The sequence below is a fragment of the Geobacillus sp. DSP4a genome, from assembly GCF_013096875.1.
GTDB classification, from domain to species: domain Bacteria; phylum Bacillota; class Bacilli; order Bacillales; family Anoxybacillaceae; genus Geobacillus; species Geobacillus thermophilus.
Genome location: NZ_SDLD01000265.1, coordinates 1 through 287 on the forward strand (window position 1 = coordinate 1; position 287 = coordinate 287).

The following is a 287-nucleotide window of genomic DNA, read 5'->3' on the forward strand; positions in this document are numbered from 1 at the left end:
TCGTTCCCTCAAAACTGAACGAAACAGAAGCGCGATTTGCTTTGAATAACGACTGATGTCCAGCTCCGGCTCGCCGCTGCTCGGGGTCAAATAACCTTCGCCTTCCGGGTGCAAGCACCCTTGCAGGCGAAGAACATTTGCCCATCGCGGCGACCCGCGAGCCTCCGCTTTTCGTCCTTAGAAAGGAGGTGATCCAGCCGCACCTTCCGGTACGGCTACCTTGTTACGACTTCACCCCAATCACTTGCCCCACCTTCGGCGGCTGGCTCCCTTGCGGGTTACCTCAC

At 58.2% G+C, this 287-nt stretch carries 1 rRNA gene; it reads right to left on the reverse strand.

Annotated features, from left to right (window positions below):
* Window positions 1-181: 181 nt before the first annotated feature.
* Window positions 182-287 (reverse strand): 16S ribosomal RNA (locus ETC02_RS17280); the annotation flags it as partial.